We start from the raw sequence: 19,007 nt of genomic DNA, 5'->3' as shown, positions 1-19,007 counted from the left end.
TCCGGCCCCCCGCGCCGCGCGACCCCCTAGACTCGGCCCGTGATCTTCAAGGCGGTGGGCGACGGGCGCCCGTACCCGGACCACGGGCTCGTGACGCCCGCCCAGTGGGCCACCGTCCCTCCGCGGCAGGTCCGGCTGGACGAGCTCGTCACCACCAAGGTGACGCTGCACCTGGACGCCCTGCTCGCCGAGGACTCGACCTTCTACGGCGACCTGTTCGCCCACGTCGTGGAGCACAAGGGCGTGCTCTACCTCGAGGACGGGCTGCACCGCGCGGTGCGCGCGGCGCTGCACCAGCGCGCGCTGCTGCACGCACGCGTCCTGGTGGTGCCGTGACGACCTGCAGGACCAGCGTGTGAGCGGGGGAGACGCATGAGCGACCAGGACCGGGCCCGTCAGCTGAGACGGCGGCACATGCACGAGCGGCAGGCCGTCATCTTCGGCGTCCTGCTGGCCGTGCTCGCGGTCGCCGGCCTCGGCGCCGCGGCCGTGTACACCGACAACCTGGCGCTGCCGCTCCTGGACCGTGGCTTCTCGACGAATCCCACCGAGAGCGCCGCTCCCGTGAACGCGTACTGCCCGCCCGAGGGTGCGCTGCCGGTACCCAACGACCAGATCACGGTCAACGTGCTCAACGGCTCGGGGCAGAACGGGCTCGCCGCGGCCACCGCCGCGAGCCTCGCCGAGCGCAGCTTCACGGTCGGGGCGACCGACAACGGAGCCCCGACGGCCGGCGTCGCCCGGATCGCCCACGGCATCGAGGGCACCGCGCAGGCGTACACCCTGCTGGCCTACGTGCCGGGTGCCGTGCTGTTCCCCGACGCCCGCACGGACGCGACCGTCGACCTCGTGCTCGGCGACGAGTACGAGCGCCTCGCCGCTCCGGAGGAGGTCGCGCTCGAGGCGAACACGCCGCTCGAGGGCGTCACCGGCTGCCGCCCGTTCGCGGAGATCACCGCGACCCCGACCGCCGAGCCCACCGAGGCGGCCGCCGAGGGCTGACCGGCCCGGACCCCTGGCGCAGGGCCGTGCCCCGCGCCAAGGGCCGTGCCCAGCGCCACGGGTCGCCCGCCCGGTGCTGCGGCTCAGTGCTTCAGCTCGTCGCCACCGGGCACGGACGCGGGCGTCGCCGGCTCCTCGGTCGTCCCGCGCCACCGGCCCAGCACCCGCATGAGGTGGTACAGGCCGATCGCGGCCGCGGTGCCCAGCGCGATCCCCCGGAACTCCAGGGCACCGGCGGTGAACGCGTAGTCCGCGATGCCGACGATCAGCGCCACCGCCGCCGGCACCAGGTTGGTCGGCGAGGAGAAGTCGACCTTGCTCTGCACCCAGATCCGCGCGCCGAGCAGCCCGATCATCCCGTAGAGCACCGTGGCCGCACCGCCGAGCACGCCGTCCGGCACCGTCGCCACGACCGCCCCGAAGCGCGGCGACATCGACAGCAGCAGCGCCGTGGCCGCGGCCACCCAGTACGCGGCCGTGGAGTACACGCGCGACGCGGCCATGACACCGATGTTCTCCGCGTACGTCGTCGTGCCCGACCCGCCGCCGACGCCCGCGAGGGTGGTCGCCAGGCCGTCGGCCATGAGCGCGCGGCCGACGAGCGGGTCGAGGTCCTGGCCCGTCATGGCCGCCACCGACTTCACGTGGCCCACGTTCTCGGCGACGAGCACGAGGACGACCGGCAGGAACAGGCCCAGGACCGCGAGGTCGACGCTCGGGGCGACGAACGTGGGCAGGCCCACCAGCGGGGCGTCCGCCACGGCCGACAGGTCGACCTCGCCGCGCACCAGCGCGACCGCGTACCCGACGAGCACACCCACGAGGATCGACAGGCGCCCGAGGATGCCGCGGAACAGGACCGTGACCAGCACGATCGTCAGCACGGTGACCAGGCCCGTCACGGGCGCCGCCCGGAACCCCGTGCAGCCGTCGTCCGTGCACGACCCCCACGCCGCGGGCGCCAGGTTGAAGCCGATGAGCGCCACGATCGTGCCCGTGACGACCGGCGGCATCAGCGCGTCGATCCACCGGGTGCCCGCGACGTGCGCGACCACGCCGACCGCCACGAGGGCCAGGCCGGTGACGAGGATCCCGCCCACCGCGGCCGACTGCCCGCCGCTCGCCGTCGCCGCCCCGATCGGTGCGATGAACGCGAAGCTCGACCCCAGGTAGCTGGGCAGCCGGTTGCGCGTCAGCAGCAGGAACAGCGCCGTGCCGACCGCGCTGAAGAACAGCGTGGTCTGCGGCGAGAACCCCGTGATGAGCGGGACGAGGAACGTCGCGCCGAACATCGCGACGACGTGCTGCATCCCGATCCCGACGGTGCGCCCCCACGCCAGCCGTTCCCCCGGGGCGACGACCGCCCCCGGTGCGACGGTGCGCCCGTCGCCGTGCACGTCCCAGCCCCAGCGGCCCACGTCCGGCTCCCCTCGTCCGCCACCGGTGCGGCACCGGTGCGCGTGGGGAGGCTAGCGTGCGCGGGGCGGCGGCGGCCGGGACCCCCGGGGCGCGGACCGTCCCGCCCCGCGCCCAGGGGCCGGCGCTACCCTGGCCGGGCCGGGCGTCGACGCCTGCACCGACCCCGCACCCCGGAGGCTCCCCTGCTGCGCCGTGCTCCTGCACCGACGACCGTCGCCGTCTGGGTCGTCGTCCTCGTCGTGCACGCCTGGCTGACCTGGCTGGGCGCGGTCCTGCTCGCCGAGCAGTCGTTCGGCGACGTCGACCTGTACCGCGAGTGGGTGCGCGACGGGCTGCGCCTGGGGTGGTGGCCGGTCGTCGACGAGGCGTGGGTGTACCCGGCGGCGGCGCTGCTGCCGATGCTGGTGCCCGCGGTCGTCGGCACGGACGCCTACCTGCCGTACGCCCTGGCCTGGTGCGCGCTGGTCGCCGCGCTCAACGCGGTGGCCGTCGCGGCGCTGCTGCGGCGCCGGCACGGCGAGACGGCGGTGCTGTGGTGGATGACGTTCCTGCTGCTGCTCGGCCCCGCGGCGATCGGCCGGCTCGACGCGGTCGTGGCACCGCTGAGCGTGCTCGCGCTGCTCGGCGCCCTGCGCCGCCCCCGCGTCGCCGCCGCCCTCGTCACGCTCGGGGCGTGGGTCAAGGTCTCCCCCGGCGCCGCGATCGTGCCGCTGGCGCTGGCCGCCCGCCGGCCGTGGCGCGACGTCGTGGCGCCCGCCGCCGCGGTGTGCGTGGTCGTCGTCGGGTCGGTCGCCGCGCTGGGCGGGCTGCCGCGCGTCACGTCGTTCGTCGCGGAGCAGGGCCAGCGGGGGCTGCAGATCGAGTCCGTGGCCGCGACCCCGTGGCTCGTCGTGGGTCTGTGGTCCGACGCGGTGCGCCGCTACCTCAACAAGCCGCTCGTGACGTTCGAGATCGCCGGCCCCGGCACCCAGACCACGGCCGACGCGCTGGGCGCGCTGCTCGTCGTCGGGTTCGCGGCCGCCGCGGCGCTGCTGTGGTGGTGCCGGCGCCGCGACGGGGCACGGTTCTGGTCCGACGACGCGCTGCGCCTCGACCTGGTGCTGCGCGGCGCGCTCCTCATGGCCCTGGTGCTGATCGTGCTGAACAAGGTCGGCAGCCCACAGTTCATGACGTGGCTCGCACCGCCCGTCGCGGTCGCTCTCGCGCACGGGCTGCCCCGGTGGGGTCGGGTGGCCGCCGCCGTGGCCGGCGCGGCGTTCGTCACGCAGGTCGCCTACCCGTGGTTCTACGCCGACGTGGTGCGCGGCGGGACCGTGGTCACGCTGCTGCTCGCGGCACGCAACGTCGCGCTCCTGGCGCTCCTCGTCGCGACCGTGGTCCGGCTGCTGCGGCCCGCCGCCGGCGAGGAGGACTCCCCCGCCGACGGCCGGACCGCGCGCCTGCCCTGGCCCCCGCGCCGGGGCGCCGGGCCAGGGGCCCCGTCAGGCGCCGTGGGCGGCGAGCCACCCGAGCAGGTACGCGCGTGAGCTGCCGTCGTCGACGGACGTGTCGGGCAGCGTGAGCGCGTCGTCCCACGCCGCCGCGGCCGCCTCGGGCCCGGCGAGCGCCCGGTACATCAGCACGTAGTCCCCGAACATCACGTCGGGCCCGTCGGGCGCGGCCTCGTCGGCCGCCGCCGTGATGACCGTGGGGTCGACGTCGACGGCCAGGTAGTCCGCGACCGGCGCCATCGGGATGAGCAGGATCCCGAGCATCGCCGACGGCTCCGGGCTGAACCACGTGGCCCAGTCGCGCTTGCCGCCCCAGTTGAGCGAGAGCACCTGGTGCCCGAACCCGTCGTACACGGGGTCGCTCAGGTCGGGCGCGGTCCAGTAGGCGCGCGACGACGCCGCCTCGGTCGACGCCAGCCACGTGGCCTGCACGAGCAGGTCGTCCTGACCGGACGCCGCCGCCCACAGGCCCACGCCGTTCCACGCGGTCACGGCCTCCGACGACGACTCCTGGTTGTTGCCGTCCGCGAACGGCGACGTGCCCGACGCCCACGCGTGGCCGGCGTACGGGTCGAACGTGCGCAGCTGCGGCAGCTCGTCGGTGGCGACGGCCGCGGCGACGTCCTGCACGAGCAGGTCCATCACGGGCCGGACGTCCTCGACGAGGTCGGGGTCGTCGGCGCCGATCAGCCCGGCCGCGGACAGCAGGTAGCCGTAGTGGAAGTGGTGGTCGTTGAGCTGCTCGGAGCCGAACGCCACGGTCCGGCCGATCACGGACCGGGCCTGCGCGTCGTAGACGAAGCAGCGGGCGTCGCGCTCGTCGCAGCCGTCGGGCTGGGCCCACTCGCGCAGCGCGTCCGCGACCCGTGCGCGCAGGTCGGCGACCACGTCGTCGGCCCCGAGCTCCTCGCCGAGGACCACGAGCGTCGCCGCCCGGTACAGGTGCTTGGCGCCGAAGTAGGTGTCGGACGCGAACGCCCCGGTGCCCGCGACGTCGGTCTCGAGCTGCTCCAGGACGGCGTCCCGGCGTGCGTCGTCGATCCCGGCCAGGTCGAGGGTGCCGGTGGGCGTCAGCGTCGGCGCGTAGGCGTCGAGGGTGGTGCCGGCGCACAGCTCGAGCGTGCCGTAGACGCTCCGGTAGGTGCCGAGCCCGCAGCCGTCGCGCTCGGGCTGGGTGCCCGCGGTGTGGTGCGGCATGAGCACGTGCGCGCCCGGCCCGTCGCCGGCGGTGCGGTAGGTCAGGCTGGTGCGCGCCACGTCGTCGTCCACGCCGTAGGCGACGTCGACGGCGACGACCGGGTCGCCCGCGGCGTCGGCCAGCGCCTGCGCGGCGTCGGGCGAGGCGTCGTCGGGCAGGGCGTACCAGGCGGCGGTCTGGCCCGCGGCGAGCGTGAGGCGGTCGCCGTCGAGGGCTCCGTCGGGTGCGGCCAGCGCCCAGGTGGTCCCGGCGACCTCGGCGGTCGGCGCCGGGCCGTCGCCGGTGAACGCGGCGCCGGCGGCGAGCTCCACGTCGGCGTCCGCGGTGAACGAGACGAACGGCGAGCCGCCCGCCAGGTGCACGGTGCCGAGCGTGGCCCCGTCGGCGTCGAGCAGCCCGACGCCCACGGCGACGGGGTCGGCGCTGACGACCTGCGCGGCGGACGCGCCCGCGTCCACCGTCAGCGCCGGCACGTGCGGCCCCGCGATGACGGCGTCGTTCGTCACCGGGTCGGGCAGCCCGACGGTGAAGCCGCTCGCGGTCAGGGCGAACGACAGCGGCAGCGGGTACACCGGCTGCGGCTCGTCGCCGAACACCAGCCCGGAGTACCAGCGGTTCGAGGGCGGGACGAGCCCGTCCGCGAGGCGCACCGGGTCGACGTCCGCGTCGTCGGCCTGCGTGACGCCGGAGGTCAGCGCCTCGGTGTCGACCTGCGGGACGGTCGCGTCGACCGGGCCGGGGACGTCGCCCCGCGACGCCTGCCCGGCGGCCCCGTCGGCCGCTCCCCCGCGGTCCCAGGGGCGCACGACGAGGAGGGCGACGACGAGGACGACCACGAGGACGGCGGCCACGAGGACGGGCGTGCGACGGCCCGCCGTCACCCGACCACCCCGGCGACGTAGCTGCGGACCGTGTCGGCGACGGTCGTGACCACCCCGTCGTTCTCGAGGTGCAGCGCGGCCACCACCGGGGTGCCGGCGGACACGAGGCCGTCGCGGTCGCCGTCGGCGAGGCCGTCCGAGGCCACGCGGACCACGGCCTGGGCCTGGCCGGCGACGGTCTCGACGGAGATCTCCTCGACCGTGCCGGTGATGGTGCTCTGGTCGGGCAGCGTCAGCGTGACCGGGGCCCCCTCGGGCACGCGGGCGTACTGGGTGGCGCTGAGCGTGTACTCGGCCTGCACGTACAGGGAGTCCTCGCGCTGCACGGTCGCGAGCGTCGTCGCGGCCTGCACGAAGGTGCCGCGCGTGGCGTCGACCGTCGTCACCGTGCCGTCGCCGCTGGCGAGCACGACGAGGCGACCCTCGGCGTCGACCTCGGTGAACTCCGGCGCGTCGGAGACGAGCCCGTTCTCGAGGTCGTACGTCAGCGCGGAGGAGTCGACGACGAACAGCGCGTCGCCCTCGGCGACCTCGTCGCCGTCCTCGACGAGCTGGTCGGCGACCAGCCCCGCGTACGGGGTGCCGACGGCGTAGGTCTGGCCGAGGATCTGCGCGGAGTCGCTCGTGGCGATGCCGCGGGTGTCGTTGAGGTGGAACGTCGCGAGTGCGGCGACGGCGAGCACGACGAGCATGCCCAGGACGAGTCGGACGCGGCTGGCCCAGGTCATGCGGCACCTCCGGTGAGTGCGGGCGTGGCGGGGGTCGTGGCGGGGGCGGCCGGGGCGACGGCGTGGCGCGCGCGGCGCTCGGCGCGCAGCTGGGCGCGGGCACGACGGCCCTCGCGCCAGGCGATCACGACGAAGACCCCGAGGATGGCGGTGTTGGTGGCGTTCCAGGCGAGCGCGAGCGTCGCGTTGGCGCCGGACAGGTCCTTCCACAGCCCGACGACCGTGGTCAGGAGCAGGAACTGGAAGACCAGCACCTGCGGCACCATGAACGCGAACGGCGAGCGGTAGGCGCCCTTGCGGCCCGTCACGTGCCAGGCCTGGTCGCGCTTGAGGAACGCGTTGACCAGGGCCCGGGTGTAGATGGGGAACGAGACGGACGCCAGCAGGAGGACCTCCCAGCGGAACGACCCGAGCGTGTAGAACGCGAGCAGGATCTGCATGACGTAGAAGCCCGCGTAGTACAGCGCCCACGTCGCCGGGGTGATCGACAGGTTCATGGGCGACAGGTCGAAGTAGATCTCCAGCGCCGGGACCATGAGCAGCAGCAGGGGCGCGATGCCCGTGAGGTAGTGCGTCGCGGTGACCAGGTACTGGATGCGCTGGTCCATCGTGAGGTTGCGCCGGCGCGAGAGCGGGTTGTGCGTCAGCAGGATCTCGAACCCGCCGGTCGCCCAGCGCAGCTGCTGCTTGGTGTAGGCCTCGACCGTCTCGGGGGTGTCGCCGACCGCGAGGGTCATGGGGATGTAGACCGTGCGCCAGCCGGCCTCGTGCAGCAGCAGCGAGGTCCACACGTCCTCCGACTTGGAGTCGGTGTGGATGCCGCCGACCGAGTCGATGGCGCGGCGGCTGAACACGACGTTCGTGCCCACGCAGAACGCGGCGTTGAACCGGTTCCGGCCCGGCTGCACGAACCGGTAGAACACCGACTGCATGTAGCCCGCGCCGCGGGAGATCACCGTGTCGTAGTTGCCGTACGTCTGCGGCGTCTGCACGAAGGCGACGTCGTCGCGGACGAAGAACGGCACCGTCTCGTGCAGCATCTCGGGGCGCGGCACGAAGTCCGCGTCGAGCACGAGGAAGCAGTCGCCCTTGGCGAGCGTGAGCGCGTGGTTGATGTTGCCGGCCTTGGCGCCGCCGCCGGACAGGCGCCGCACGTAGCGGGCGCCCAGCTCGGCCGCGAGCTCGCGCACCTCGTCGGAGCGGCCGTCGTCCAGCACGTAGGTCGTGTGGCGGCCCTGCATCCGCAGCGCGGCCTCGACCGTGCGGCGGATCGTGCCGACGTCCTCGCCGTAGGTGGTGATGAACACGTCGACCGCGACGGGGCGGTCCTCGAGGTACATCTGCCAGTCCCACGGCCGGTCCTCGGCGCCGTCGCGGATGATCTCCGTGAGGTCGTAGAGGCGCTCCTGCGCGTGGTGGAACGCGAAGTCGCGGGGGTTCCACCCGCTCGACAGCGTCGTCCACATCGACAGCAGCGCGTGGGCCACCAGGACGCACTCGGCGACGATGACCAGCGTGTACGGGAGCCAGTCGCCGCGGTTGCCGGGGTTGAGCAGGAAGACCGCGTAGACCACGACCCCCGCTGCGGCGAGCAGCATGAGGAGGGTCGTCGACGGGCTCTGGACCGCCTCGTGGTCCGGTGCACGCCGGGTCTGCGGCCGCGAGCGGCCGTCGTCGGTGCGTCGGGGCTCGAGGATGAGCCTGTCGAAGGTGGTCGCCACGGGCGCTCCTGGGGGTGGTCGTCGGCACGGCGTGCGACGTCCACCACCCGGGGTCGGGCGGTGCGTCGTCGCGGTTGCGACGGCTCCGTTGGCGCCCGGTGCACGAGGTGCGACGGGCCGTCTCGGCCCCGCGGTCCCCCCGTGGGTTGTGACGACGGTATGCCCGAATCGCCCCGCGCGTCGGTGGCGGGTTCGCGTGACCGACGGCACGACGCGGGCGACTGTCATGGTCACAAGGCGTGGTGAATCGTCGCGACCTGGACTTTCATCCCTATGCGTCGCGCATGTGAACATTTCGGTCACAGGCCCTGTGTCCCACTATCCGGACAAATCACCCGACGAAGTCCACCCGCACGTGTCACCCGGACGGGTGTCCGACGGCCCGGGCCCGCCGGCGTCGCACCCCCGGGGACGACGACGGCCGGCCCCTGGGACGCACCCCGGGACCGGCCGTCTCGTCCGGCTCAGCGCAGCTGCGTGCCCACCTGCTCGGCCACGAGCTGCAGGTGCTCCAGGTCGTGCAGGTCGAGCACCTGCAGGTACACCCGCTGCACGCCCTGCGCCTCGAGCTCGCGCAGCCGGGCCGCCGCCTCGTCGACCGTCCCGGCGATGCCGTGCTCGCGCAGCTCGGGCACCTCGCGGCCGATCGCCGCGGCCCGGCGGGCGAGCTCGGCCTCGTCGCGGCCCACGCACAGGACCAGGGCGACCGACTGCACGAGGGTGCCCGGGTCGCGGCCGACCTCGACGCACGCCTCGCGCACCCGGGCGATCCGCCCGGGCACGTCCGCGAGCTCGGGGAACGACTGGTTGTACTCCGCGCCGAACCGGGCCGCCAGGCGCGGGGTGCGCGTCGGGCCGTTGCCGCCGACGATCACGGGAACGCCCGCACGGGAGGCGTCCAGCGGCGACGCCTGCACCGGCTTGGGCAGCGCCGGGGAGTCGGTCAGCGTGTAGTGCTCGCCGGCGTGGTCGAACCGCTCCCCGACCGGCGTGCCCCACAGGCCCGTGACGATCTCGAGCTGCTCGGTCAGCAGCCCGAACCGCTTGGCCGGGAACGGGATCCCGTACGCGGCGTGCTCCTGCGCGAACCAGCCGGCGCCCAGCCCGAGCTCGACCCGGCCGCCGGACATCTGGTCCACCTGCGCGACCTGGATCGCGAGGACCCCGGGGTGGCGGAACGTCGCCGACGACACGAGCGTGCCGAGGCGGATGCGGCTCGTCTCGCGGGCCAGCCCGGCCAGCGTCGTCCACGCGTCGGTCGGGCCCGGCAGGCCGTCGCCGTCGCCCATCGCGAGGTAGTGGTCGGAGCGGAAGAAGGCGTCGAACCCGAGGTCCTCGGTCGCGCGCGCGACCGCGAGGAGGTCGTCGTAGGAGGCGCCCTGCTGGGGCTCGGTGAAGATGCGCAGATCCATGCCGCCAGCCTCGCACGGCACAGCACGGGTAGCGTCGCGGGCGTGGACCGCCGCCCCCCGCGCCTGCGCGCCGTGCGCTGGGCCTCGCTCGCCCTCGTCGCCGGCTGCACCCTCGTCGTCCTGGTCTGCGTGGTCGCGGCCCTGCGCGGCCGCCCCTGGGCCCTGGCCCCCGGCGCGGTCGCGGCGGCGATCGCCCTCCGCGAGATCCGCACCCTCCACCGACTCTGACCCCGACCCCGTCATCCCTCCCCGCCGACCCCGTCATCGGTGTCGTCCCGGACGTGCCGGGCGTCATCGATGACGGGGTCGGCGGAGGGTGGAGGAGGGGTCTGCCGGCGGGGGCTGAGCAGGGGGCGGTGGGGTGGCGGAGGTGGGTGGGGGCTGGCAGCGTGGGACGGGTGCACGCCAGCCCTCTGACCACCGCGCTCGACGTCGCCGACTGGCGGCGCCGGACCGCGCGCACCTACGCCGACGTCCGCGCCCTGGCCACCGACGACCCCGCCGGGGCGCACGCGGTGTGGGTGCAGCAGCGCGACGAGCTCTTCGCGTTCCACGCCGCGTCGCCGCTGAGCCCGGACGCCCGTGCGGCGTTCGCCGGTCTGCCGGTGGCCCCGTACGACCCCGCCTACCGGTTCGAGGTCGCCGTCGAGCCGGCGGGCGAGCAGCGCCTGGACGTGTCGACCGGCACCGACGGCGTGGTCGGCTACGACCGCATCGGCGCGGTCGTGCTCGGCGACCTCGGGCGGCTGGCCCTGTGGTCGCTGCGCGGGTACGGCGGCGGGCTGTTCATGCCCGTCCGCGACGCGCTGTCCGGCGACCGCACGTACGGCGGCGGGCGGTACGTGCTCGACACGATCAAGGGCGCCGACCTGGGCGTGGACCACGTCGGACGGCTCGTGGTCGACCTGAACTTCGCCTACAACCCGTCGTGCGCCTACGACCCCGCGTGGGCGTGCCCGCTGCCGACGCGGGCCAACGCGCTGGACGCCGCGGTGCCCGTCGGCGAGCTCGCACCGCCCCCCGAGCTCGTGGGCTGACCCTCACACCTGGCAGGTCGGGCAGCGGTACAGCTTGCGGGCCGCCATGTCCTCCACGACGACGGGCGTGCCGCAGACCCGGCACGGCAGACCGGCCCGCCCGTACACCCAGTGCCGCAGGTCGCGGTCGCGCAGGGCCGCGGCCCGCCCGTCGGCGTCGAGGTCCTCGCGCGTGACCATCACGCCGTCACGGATGCCGTCGGCGAGCAGCCCCGCCCAGTCGTCCCACAGCCCGCGCACCACCTCGGCGGGCACGCGACGGCCGGGGGTCCAGGGGTCCAGACGGGCCCGGAACAGCAGCTCCGCGCGGTAGATGTTGCCGATCCCGGCGACCACGGCCTGGTCCATGAGCAGCTGCCCCACCGGCACGCCCCGGGTGGTGACGCGCTCGACGACCTCCCGGCCCGCGGCGTCGAGGTCGGCAGCCCGGTCGACGGGGTCGGGGCCGAGACGGTCCCGCACGGCGGCGGCCTCGTCCGGGGTGAGGACCTCGCAGGCGGACGGGCCGCGCAGGTCGGCCACGAAGACGTCGGTCGCGAGGCGCACACGCACGGCACCCACGGGCGGCGGGGGCCACGCGAGCCCGTCGCGGGCCGTGCGCTCCGACTCGTCCTCGCCCATCCGCACGGCACGGCGCACGCGGGGCGCGCCGAGGCTGCCGCGCGCCCGGTCGCCGTCGACGAGCGGGCTGACGTCGCCGTGGAAGTCCCACGCGCCGTACAGGCCGAGGTGCACGCGCAGCACCTCGCCGGAGTCGAACGGGCACAACAGCTGCTTGCCGACGGCCGTCGCCGCGGTCATGGTGCGGCCGTCGAGCCGGGCGGCGCCGTCGGCGAACCGCCCCTGCGGGGACGTGACGGCCAGCGGACGCCCGACGACGTCGAGGGCGAGCTGGCGCGCGATGCGGTGGACGGTGTGGCCTTCGGGCACGGTCGCCCACCCTACGTGGGGCGGCGCACCGGGGCCGGTCAGCCCTCGTCGCGCAGGACGGCCCGGATCTCCGCGAGCTCGGCGTCGTGCAGGCCCAGGCCGCGGCGCAGGTAGCCGTCGAACCCGCCGTAGTGCTCCTCGGTCGCGTCGAGCGCAGCCTCGAGGTACTCCTCGCGGACCTCGAGCAGCGGGACGAGCAGCTCCGGGTCGCCGCCGACGGCCGCGAAGCCGTCGAGGAGCGGCGCGTACATGGCCCGCACGGTCGGGTTCACGGCGAGGTACTCCTCGTGCACGCCGTCCTCGTCGACGCCCGCGACGACGAGGAGCACGGTCGTGGCCCACCCCGTGCGGTCCTTGCCGGCGGTGCAGTGGTAGAGCAGCGGCCGGTCGGCGGGGTCGAGGAGCCGGCGCAGCAGCGTCGCGTACCCGCGCCGGGCGGGAGCCCCGGCGACGAGGTCGACGTAGGTCCGGACCATCTGCCCGGCGGGGTCGAGGTCGGCGAGCACCTGCTCGGCCAGGCGCGGGTCGGCCAGCACCTGCGTGAGGTCGGCCGCGGGCGCGTGCGGGTCGAGGGCGAGGACGTCGAGGTGCACGCCCTGCGCACCGGGGGGCAGGACGTCGGGAGCGACCGCGTGCTCGGCGAACGTGCGCAGGTCGACGACCGTGCGCAGGCCGAGCGACGCCACCGTCGGGTCGTCGGCCACCGCGGGCGAGCGCAGCTCGGCGGACCGGAACGCCACGCCGCGGCGGACCCGGGCCCCGTCGGCGGTGGCGCGCCCGCCGATGTCGCGCAGGTTGGACAGCGCCGGCGTGGGCAGGACGTGGGGGTCGTGGACGACGGTGCCGACGGTCGCGGGCGGGTGCGGCGGCAGCACGTCGTCGTCCATGGGGGCAGCCTGGCACAGGGGGTGACCGTGCACCCAGGTGCCGGCACCCGGCGGGCCACGCCGGACCTCCCGCCGGACCTCGGGCCGACCCATGCCCGACACATCCCCGGAACACGCGCGGAGAACACTGCCGTGCGTGCACGCACCCGACGACGCCCTGCCGAGCACCCCCGACACCGCGCCCGCGGGCTGGTCCGACCCCGGCCGGCTGCGGTCGGCCGCGGCCCGCCACCTGTGGCCGCACTTCACGCCCGCCGACCAGGCGGCCCGCGGCGACCTGCCGGTGTTCGTGCGCGGCGAGGGCGTGGAGATGTGGGACGCGGACGGCAAGCGGTGGCTCGACGGCCTCGCGGCGCTGTTCACCGTGCAGGTCGGGCACGGCCGCCGCGACCTGCTGCAGAAGGCCGTGGACCGGGCCGGCGACCTCGCGTACTTCCCGCTGTGGGGCGCGGCGAACGCCCCGGCGGTCGAGCTCGCCGAGCGGCTCGCGCACCTGGCGCCGGGCGACCTGGACCGCGTGTTCTTCGGCACCGGCGGCGGCGACTCCGTCGAGGCGGCGTGGAAGCTCGCGCGCTCGTACTTCGCGGCGGTCGGCAAGCCGCGCAAGTACAAGGTGCTCTCCCGCGTCGGCGCGTACCACGGCACGTCGCTGGGGGCGTTGTCGATCACGGGGATGACGGGCATCCGGCACATGTACGAGCCGCTGGTGCCCGGGGCGGTCAAGGTGCCGTCGACGAACCTGTACCGGGCGCCCGTGCACGCGGACGACCCCGTGGCGTTCGGCGCGTGGGCCGCCGACCAGGTCGAGGCGACGATCCTCGCCGAGGGACCGGACACGGTCGCGGCGATCTTCCTCGAGCCGGTGCAGAACGCGGGCGGCTCGCTGCTCCCGCCGCCGGGGTACCTGCAGCGGGTCCGGGAGATCTGCGACCGGCACGACGTGCTGCTGGTCTCCGACGAGACGATCTGCGGGTTCGGCCGCACGGGCGCGATGTTCGGCTGCGAGCGCTTCGACGTGGTGCCCGACATGATCACCTGCGCGAAGGGCCTGACCTCCGGGTACGCGGTGCTGTCGGCGGTGATCGCGTCGGAGCGGATCTTCGAGGCGTTCCGCGCCGGCGGCGGGCAGTTCGTGCACGGCAACACGTGGGGCGGGCACCCTGTCGCGGCCGCGACGGCGCTGGCGAACCTCGACCTGTTCGACGAGCTGGGCCTGGTCGAGCACGTCGCGGCGACCGAGGGGGCGTTCGGCGACGCGATGCGCGGGCTGGGCGACCTCGAGCTCGTCGGGGACGTGCGCGGCGTGGGGCACTTCTGGACCGTCGAGGTGGTCGCGGACCGCGCGACCCGCCGCCCGATCGTCGCCGACGCGGACGGCCGCCACGTCGCCGACGTCATCCGCGCGGCCGTGCTCGACGCGGGCCTGCACTGCCGGGTGTTCGGCTCGGGCTCGTCGGTGATCCAGCTGTGCCCGCCGCTCATCAGCGACCAGGGCGTGTTCGACGAGATCGAGCAGGTGCTGCGCGCCGCGCTCGAGAAGGGTGCCGCCGCGTGCTGACCTGGACCTTCCCGACCGCGGAGCTGCGCGACATGCTCGGCGAGCCGCCCGCGGGCGTGCGCGTAGGCCTGTGGGACCAGCTCGTCGACGACGAGCCGGCGGACGTGCCCCTCGACGAGGTCGACGCGGTGCTGGCGCCGGACTGGGTGGTGCCCGAGCCGTTCGAGCGGATCGCCCGGGCCCCGCGCGTGCGGTTCGTGCAGCTCTCGACCGCCGGGTACGAGCACGTGCGCGGCGTGCTGCCCGCGCACGTGACGGTCGCCAACGGCCGTGGGGTGCACTCCGACGAGACCGCCGAGCTGGCCGTGGGCCTGGTGCTGGCCCAGCTGCGCGGGATCGACGTGTTCGCCCGCCGCATGGCGGTGCAGTACTGGGAGCCGGGTCTGGTCAAGCGCCCGTCGCTCGCCGGCAAGCGGGTCCTGGTGGTGGGCGCCGGGTCGATCGGCACGGAGATCCGGTCGCGGCTGCTGGCGTTCCGGACGACCGTGACGCTGGTCGGCCGAACCTCCCGCGACACCCCCGACGGCCACGTGCACGGCGTCGACGAGCTGCCCTCGCTGCTGCCGCACGCGGACGTCGTGGTCGTCGTGATCCCGCTGACCGACCTCTCGGAGGGCCTGGTGGACGCCGCGTTCCTCGGGGCCATGCCCGACGGTGCGCTGCTCGTCAACGTCGCGCGCGGCAGGGTCGTCGACACCGCGGCCCTGCTCGCGGAGCTGGGTTCCGGCCGGCTGCGCGCGGCGCTCGACGTGACGGACCCCGAGCCGCTGCCGCCCGAGCACCCGCTGTGGCGGGCCCCGAACCTGCTGATCACCCCGCACGTCGGCGGGGACACCCCGCTGACCGAGGTCCGCGTCACCGAGCTGGTGCGCCGCCAGCTCACCGCGCTCGTCGCCGGGACACCGCTGGAGAACGTCGTCGCGGGCCCCGTGCAGCCTGGCGCCTGACCGGGGGCCCGGCGACGGGTCGCCGGTGAGGACGTGCAGCGGGGTCAGGACGGGAGGGCGACGTCGGTGGCCAGGAGGGTCCCTCCCTCGTCGACCCAGGAGCTGTTCACCCCGTCGACACCGGTGATCCGCCCGTCGGGCCAGTGCCCGAAGCGGGCCACCGGTGCACCGTCCGCGGCGCGCAGGAGGACGTCGACCTCGGGCGCGGGCATGTCGTACACCGCGCCGCCGGTGTCGAGCGGCTCCGCGCCCAGCAGCTCCTCGGCGAGCGCGGCGACCGCCGCAGGGTCGCGCAGGGTCCGCACGAGCACGGCACCCTCGCCGTAGGGCGTCTGCTCGATCTGGGCGCCGCCGGCGCGGAGCAGCAGGTCGTCGGGTTCCAGGACGCGGCGGACGTCGATGCTCACGACCGTGCCCGGTGCGGCCTCCGGCGCGACCCAGGTCGGGTCGGCACGTCCGGGGTGACCGGGAGCGGACGCGCCGATCGCGACCGCCAGCCCTGCGGCGACGGCCGCCACCGCGAGAGCCGCGATCCTGCGTGGTCGCACGAGGTGCCCCTCTCGTCGCGGGCGGCCCTGGCGCCGCCCGCCCTGACCTGTCTGTGTCGCAGCGGCCGGCAGGCTTGCGCCGCCGCCGCACCCGGACGGTCGGGGCGCGGGATTCCACCCTGCCGCCGGGGGACGTTGGTCCCTACACTCGACGGCGACCGGCAGCGTCGCCGTCGTGGCCCGCGCCGTGTCCGGAGAGCGGGTGGGTGCGCGTGCTGACGACGTCGGACGTCACGGCTGCCCACGACGCGTTCGTGACCACCGGCCACGGGCTGTCCCGCGTGCGGCGGCTGGTCGCGGACTCGTGGCGGCGCAGCCGGCGCATCGGTGTGGACCCGGAGCTGCCGACGCCGCGCACCGAGCTGTCCGACACCGACCTGGCCGACCTGCGGCGGCGGTCGCCGCTGGCCCCGGCCCTGCCCGTGGTGCGGCGGCTGCTGCTCGACGTGGACCCGCAGTGGGTGGCGGCGCTGACCGACGCGGACGGGCGGCTGCTGTGGGTCGAGGGCAACCGGTCCGTGCTGCGCGCCGTCGGCAGCGTGGGCTTCGTCGAGGGCGCGGTGTGGAGCGAGGACTGCGCGGGCACGAACGCCCCGGGCACGGCCCTGGCGACCAACCGCGAGGTCCAGGTGATCGGCTCGGAGCACTGGGTGCGGCCGGTGCAGCCGTGGAACTGCGCGGCGGCACCGGTGCACGACGCGACGGGCCGGGTGCTCGGGGTGCTCGACATCACCGGCGGCCCGCCCGTGGCCACCGGGCTGGCGATGCAGCTGGTGCGGGCGACGGTCGCGGCGGTCGAGGCGACGCTCGGCTCCACCGCCGCCCCCGCGGACGGTCCGGCGCACCCGACGCTGCGGGTGCTGGGCAGCCAGGGCGGCACGCTCGTCCTGGACGGCACCGCGCACCGGTTGTCGGGCCGGCACGCGGAGATCCTCCTGCTGCTGGCGGCGCACCCGGCCGGGCTGGGCGCCGACGAGATGGCGGTGCTGCTCAGCGAGACCGAGCTGTCGGGGGCGACCGTCCGTGCGGAGGTGTCGCGGCTGCGGCGCCTGGTGGGGCCGCTGGTCAGCGCGTCACGCCCGTACCGGCTGACGCGCGCGGTGCGCACGGACGTCGACGCCGTGCGGGACGCGCTCGCGCTCGGCGACGTGTCCCAGGCCCTGGCCTCGTACGGCGGTCGCGTGCTGCCGCGGTCCGCGTCGCCGGGCGTCGGCGAGGTGCGCGACGCCGTGTCGGCCGAGGTCCGGTCCGCGGTCCTGGCGAGCGGCGACCCCCGGCTGATCGTGCGGTGGACGGCGTCCGCCGAGGGCGCGGACGACCACGGGGCCTGGCGGGCGCTGGCGGGGGCGAGCGCCCCGGCGTCGGCGCTTCACCTGCGCGCCGTGACGCACGTGCGCCGCCTCGACGCGGCCCTCGCCGTCCCGCGCTGACGACGCCCACCGCCCGCCGTCGGGCGGTCCGCCGCGGCAGCGCCGACGATGCAGCACCCGTGCAACGCCCCCGCCCGTAGCGTCGTCGGGGACGCGGCAACGGCGCCGCGTCCGGGCGTCGTCGTCGACGCCCGCGCACCGGACGGAGGGCGTCTGATGACCGTCTACGCAGCACCGGGGACCACCGGGAGCCCCGCCACGTACCGCGAGCGCTACGGCCACTGGATCGGCGGCGAGCTCGTCGACCCGGTCAACGGCCGCTGGTTCGAGAACCCCACGCCCGTGACGGGGCGGACGTTCACCGAGGTCGCGCGCGGCGACGCGGACGACGTGGAGCGGGCGCTGGACGCCGCGCACGGCGCCGCACGCGCGTGGGGCCGCACGTCGGCGACGGAGCGCGCGGTGGTGCTCAACAAGATCGCCGACCGCATGGAGGCGCACCTGGAGATGCTCGCGGTGGCCGAGACCTGGGAGAACGGCAAGCCGGTGCGCGAGACGCTCGCGGCGGACCTGCCCCTGGCGATCGACCACTTCCGCTACTTCGCGGGGGCGGTGCGGGCGCAGGAGGGGTCGATCTCGGAGATCGACGCGGACACGATCGCGTACCACTTCCACGAGCCGCTGGGCGTGGTCGGGCAGATCATCCCGTGGAACTTCCCGTTGCTGATGGCGGTGTGGAAGCTCGCGCCGGCGCTGGCGGCGGGCAACACGGTGGTGATGAAGCCGGCGGAGCAGACGCCGACGTCGATCCTCGTGCTGATGGAGCTGATCGCGGACCTGCTGCCGCCGGGCGTGGTCAACGTCGTCAACGGCTTCGGCGTGGAGGCGGGCAAGCCGCTGGCGTCGAGCCCGCGGATCCGCAAGATCGCCTTCACGGGCGAGACGACGACGGGCCGGCTGATCATGCAGTACGCGTCGCAGAACATCATCCCGGTGACGCTGGAGCTGGGCGGCAAGAGCCCGAACATCTTCTTCGAGGACGTCGCGCGCGCCAAGGACGACTACTACGACAAGGCGCTGGAGGGGTTCGCGATGTTCGCCCTCAACCAGGGCGAGGTGTGCACGTGCCCGTCGCGGGCGCTGATCGCGGAGTCGATCTACGACGAGTTCCTCGCGGACGGCATCGCGCGCGTGAAGGCGATCAAGCAGGGCAACCCGCTGGACACCGAGACGATGATCGGCGCGCAGGCGTCGAACGACCAGCTCGAGAAGATCCTGTCGTACATCGAGATCGGCAAGGAGGAGGGCGCGAAGGTCCTCACGGGCGGCTCGCGCACGCACCTCGACGGGGATCTCGCGGGCGGCTACTACGTGGAGCCGACGGTGTTCGAGGGCAAGAACTCCATGCGGATCTTCCAGGAGGAGATCTTCGGGCCCGTGGTCGCGGTGACGTCGTTCTCGGACTACGCGGACGCGATCCACACGGCCAACGACACCCTGTACGGGCTGGGCGCGGGCGTGTGGTCGCGCGAGCAGGCGACGGCGTACCGGGCAGGCCGCGACATCGAGGCCGGCCGCGTGTGGACCAACTGCTACCACGCGTACCCGGCGGCCGCGGCGTTCGGCGGCTACAAGGGCTCGGGCGTGGGGCGCGAGAACCACAAGATGATGCTCGACCACTACCAGCAGACGAAGAACCTGCTGGTCAGCTACGCGGGCACGAAGCTCGGCTTCTTCTGACCCGCACGCGACTCCCGGCCCCTCCCCCACCGCTCCCCGGCGTCGAACGGGTCCTGGCTCACGCTCCGGTGCGCTGCACCGTGAGCCAGGCCCGTTCGCCGGGCCGACGTGGAGGGCGGGGCGCGGGGGTGGCGGCGGG

Annotated in this window: 17 protein-coding genes; 9 read left to right on the top strand and 8 right to left on the bottom strand. The window is 75.1% G+C overall.

Annotated elements, in window-relative coordinates; all coding sequences use genetic code 11:
• Positions 1 to 39: 39 nt before the first annotated feature.
• On the top strand, positions 40 to 336 hold the full coding sequence (locus FBY24_RS09145) for a type II toxin-antitoxin system VapB family antitoxin (RefSeq protein ID WP_140457796.1): 297 nt from the start codon (positions 40 to 42) through the stop codon (positions 334 to 336).
• Positions 337 to 372: 36 nt separating this feature from the next.
• On the top strand, positions 373 to 1,002 hold the full coding sequence (locus FBY24_RS09140) for a LytR C-terminal domain-containing protein (protein ID WP_142159969.1): 630 nt from the start codon (positions 373 to 375) through the stop codon (positions 1,000 to 1,002).
• Positions 1,003 to 1,085: 83 nt separating this feature from the next.
• Here the strand turns inward: FBY24_RS09140 and FBY24_RS09135 are convergent, their stop codons facing one another.
• Complete coding sequence (locus FBY24_RS09135) at positions 1,086 to 2,420, bottom strand: uracil-xanthine permease family protein (RefSeq protein WP_142159967.1); 1,335 nt, start codon at positions 2,418 to 2,420, stop codon at positions 1,086 to 1,088.
• A gap of 240 nt (positions 2,421 to 2,660) precedes the next feature.
• Between FBY24_RS09135 and FBY24_RS09130 the strand changes: the two genes are divergently transcribed.
• Positions 2,661 to 3,947: a glycosyltransferase 87 family protein gene (locus FBY24_RS09130; protein ID WP_255432310.1), complete on the top strand. Its 1,287-nt coding sequence runs from the start codon at positions 2,661 to 2,663 to the stop codon at positions 3,945 to 3,947.
• Here the strand turns inward: FBY24_RS09130 and FBY24_RS09125 are convergent.
• The 4 genes from FBY24_RS09125 to FBY24_RS09110 all read right to left on the bottom strand — a co-directional run bounded on the left by FBY24_RS09125 (position 3,903) and on the right by FBY24_RS09110 (position 9,851).
• Positions 3,903 to 5,990 (bottom strand): glycosyl hydrolase, encoded by a 2,088-nt coding sequence (locus FBY24_RS09125; RefSeq protein ID WP_142159965.1) that lies wholly within the window; start codon positions 5,988 to 5,990, stop codon positions 3,903 to 3,905. The genes FBY24_RS09130 and FBY24_RS09125 overlap by 45 nt on opposite strands.
• Complete coding sequence (locus FBY24_RS09120) at positions 5,987 to 6,718, bottom strand: HlyD family efflux transporter periplasmic adaptor subunit (protein ID WP_142159963.1); 732 nt, start codon at positions 6,716 to 6,718, stop codon at positions 5,987 to 5,989. The genes FBY24_RS09125 and FBY24_RS09120 overlap by 4 nt, the downstream gene beginning before the upstream one ends.
• Positions 6,715 to 8,439: a glycosyltransferase gene (locus FBY24_RS09115; protein WP_142159961.1), complete on the bottom strand. Its 1,725-nt coding sequence runs from the start codon at positions 8,437 to 8,439 to the stop codon at positions 6,715 to 6,717. Before FBY24_RS09115 ends, FBY24_RS09120 begins: the two co-directional genes overlap by 4 nt.
• Before the next feature lie 464 nt (positions 8,440 to 8,903).
• Positions 8,904 to 9,851 (bottom strand): LLM class F420-dependent oxidoreductase, encoded by a 948-nt coding sequence (locus tag FBY24_RS09110; protein ID WP_142159959.1) that lies wholly within the window; start codon positions 9,849 to 9,851, stop codon positions 8,904 to 8,906.
• 42 nt (positions 9,852 to 9,893) lie between these two features.
• On the opposite strand from FBY24_RS09110, the gene FBY24_RS09105 reads away from it, so the two are divergent.
• Positions 9,894 to 10,079: a hypothetical protein gene (locus FBY24_RS09105; protein WP_142159957.1), complete on the top strand. Its 186-nt coding sequence runs from the start codon at positions 9,894 to 9,896 to the stop codon at positions 10,077 to 10,079.
• Positions 10,080 to 10,249: 170 nt separating this feature from the next.
• A complete protein-coding gene (locus FBY24_RS09100) occupies positions 10,250 to 10,888 on the top strand; it encodes a DUF1684 domain-containing protein (protein ID WP_142159955.1) in 639 nt (212 codons plus the stop codon).
• A gap of 3 nt (positions 10,889 to 10,891) precedes the next feature.
• Here the strand turns inward: FBY24_RS09100 and FBY24_RS09095 are convergent, their stop codons facing one another.
• Together FBY24_RS09095 and FBY24_RS09090 are read right to left on the bottom strand one after the other, a co-directional pair.
• Complete coding sequence (locus FBY24_RS09095; RefSeq protein ID WP_142159953.1) at positions 10,892 to 11,818, bottom strand: Fpg/Nei family DNA glycosylase; 927 nt, start codon at positions 11,816 to 11,818, stop codon at positions 10,892 to 10,894.
• Positions 11,819 to 11,856: 38 nt separating this feature from the next.
• Positions 11,857 to 12,705, bottom strand: coding sequence for a tyrosine-protein phosphatase (locus FBY24_RS09090; RefSeq protein WP_174243476.1), 849 nt, complete (start codon positions 12,703 to 12,705; stop codon positions 11,857 to 11,859).
• Between the two features lie 136 nt (positions 12,706 to 12,841).
• Between FBY24_RS09090 and FBY24_RS09085 the strand changes: the two genes are divergently transcribed.
• Both FBY24_RS09085 and FBY24_RS09080 read left to right on the top strand, forming a co-directional pair.
• Positions 12,842 to 14,263, top strand: coding sequence for an aspartate aminotransferase family protein (locus FBY24_RS09085; RefSeq protein ID WP_255432309.1), 1,422 nt, complete (start codon positions 12,842 to 12,844; stop codon positions 14,261 to 14,263).
• Entirely contained in the window at positions 14,257 to 15,210 is a 954-nt protein-coding gene (locus FBY24_RS09080) for a 2-hydroxyacid dehydrogenase (RefSeq protein WP_142159948.1), read from the top strand. Before FBY24_RS09085 ends, FBY24_RS09080 begins: the two co-directional genes overlap by 7 nt.
• Positions 15,211 to 15,254: 44 nt before the next feature.
• On the opposite strand, the gene FBY24_RS09075 is transcribed toward FBY24_RS09080, so the two are convergent.
• Positions 15,255 to 15,758, bottom strand: coding sequence for a hypothetical protein (locus FBY24_RS09075; protein WP_142159946.1), 504 nt, complete (start codon positions 15,756 to 15,758; stop codon positions 15,255 to 15,257).
• A gap of 212 nt (positions 15,759 to 15,970) precedes the next feature.
• Between FBY24_RS09075 and FBY24_RS09070 the strand changes: the two genes are divergently transcribed.
• Positions 15,971 to 17,188, top strand: a complete 1,218-nt coding sequence (locus tag FBY24_RS09070) for a GAF domain-containing protein (protein ID WP_142159944.1) — start codon at positions 15,971 to 15,973, stop codon at positions 17,186 to 17,188.
• Between the two features lie 156 nt (positions 17,189 to 17,344).
• A complete protein-coding gene (locus FBY24_RS09065) occupies positions 17,345 to 18,868 on the top strand; it encodes an aldehyde dehydrogenase family protein (RefSeq protein WP_142159942.1) in 1,524 nt (507 codons plus the stop codon).
• Positions 18,869 to 19,007: the final 139 nt, after the last annotated feature.

The sequence above is a fragment of the Cellulomonas sp. SLBN-39 genome (assembly GCF_006715865.1).
Taxonomy (GTDB): Bacteria; Actinomycetota; Actinomycetes; order Actinomycetales; family Cellulomonadaceae; genus Cellulomonas.
Note: the sequence above shows the minus strand (reverse complement) of the source record. Positions and strands in the feature narration are given on the sequence as shown.

What these genes read in the sequence shown, in the direction of transcription:
- FBY24_RS09140 (WP_142159969.1), top strand. Translation starts at nt 373, where the DNA reads ATGAGCGACCAGGACCGGGCCCGTCAGCTGAGACGGCGGCACATGCAC.
- FBY24_RS09120 (WP_142159963.1), bottom strand. Translation starts at nt 6,718, where the DNA reads ATGACCTGGGCCAGCCGCGTCCGACTCGTCCTGGGCATGCTCGTCGTG.
- FBY24_RS09110 (WP_142159959.1), bottom strand. Translation starts at nt 9,851, where the DNA reads ATGGATCTGCGCATCTTCACCGAGCCCCAGCAGGGCGCCTCCTACGAC.
- FBY24_RS09090 (WP_174243476.1), bottom strand. Translation starts at nt 12,705, where the DNA reads ATGGACGACGACGTGCTGCCGCCGCACCCGCCCGCGACCGTCGGCACC.
- FBY24_RS09065 (WP_142159942.1), top strand. Translation starts at nt 17,345, where the DNA reads ATGACCGTCTACGCAGCACCGGGGACCACCGGGAGCCCCGCCACGTAC.